Consider the following 400-nt stretch of genomic DNA (forward strand, 5'->3'; position numbering starts at 1 on the left):
CTTTTTTAGCCTCCGCTGCCTTTTCCTCTGCTTTTACCTGCTCTGTGAGATTTGCCGAAATATCATCCTTATCTTCCAAATCCCCCTCCACTACTTTTTTAGCAGCGGCTTTCGCTGAAGTTTTTTTTGCCCCAGGGGTTTCTTCTTCATCTACATCTTCTATCACTCCAAAGGCTTGTTCCTGGCGACCTTCGGCATATTCAGGGTTTTGAAACCGAAAAATGCGGGCGTGGAACTTATGTGAGTGTTTGACGGCCAGGCTTCGCCCGCCAGGATCATCGGCAAAAATATTGGTGTCCGATAACACCAGTAGGGTTGCCTGGTCACGGTAGCGTTGAAAGGCTTCGGGCAACATTGCCCGAAGCTCTTCTTTGTTGTATTGTTTGATTTGTGTCATTGT

At 47.2% G+C, this 400-nt stretch carries 1 protein-coding gene; it reads right to left on the reverse strand.

The window, feature by feature from the left end; translation table 11 throughout:
• Nucleotides 1–400, reverse strand: a 400-nt coding sequence (locus tag Q0954_RS34560) for a hypothetical protein (protein WP_299466806.1), incomplete at both ends; no start/stop codon positions are given.

It is taken from the genome of uncultured Microscilla sp. (assembly GCF_947493425.1).
GTDB lineage: Bacteria > Bacteroidota > Bacteroidia > Cytophagales > Microscillaceae > Microscilla.